Source organism: Burkholderia sp. SIMBA_051, assembly GCF_046534915.1.
Lineage (GTDB): Bacteria > Pseudomonadota > Gammaproteobacteria > Burkholderiales > Burkholderiaceae > Burkholderia > Burkholderia ambifaria.
This window is the reverse complement of record NZ_JAWRXS010001004.1, coordinates 1-230: the sequence shown is the minus strand read 5'-3', so window position 1 is coordinate 230 and position 230 is coordinate 1. Positions and strand designations below refer to the sequence as shown.

General features: G+C 67.0%; 1 protein-coding gene. It reads left to right on the top strand.

Annotation, left to right across the window (positions count from 1 at the left end):
- Window positions 1-230: group III truncated hemoglobin (locus SB771_RS37510; protein WP_410722344.1), on the top strand; the 230-nt coding region annotated here is incomplete at both ends.

Genomic DNA, 230 nt, shown 5'->3' with positions numbered 1-230 from the left:
TCCCCGCCCCCTACGCCGAGCCGACCGAAGACAACATCCGCGAACTCGTCTACGCGTTCTATGACCGCGTGCGCGCGGACGCGCTGCTCGGTCCGGTCTTCGACGCCATGCTGGCCGGGCGCTGGGACGACCATCTGCCGAAGATGGTGCGCTTCTGGTCGTGCCTTGTGCTCGGCACGAAAACCTACCGCGGCAACGTGCAGCAGGCCTACAGTCCCGTGGAAGGCGTC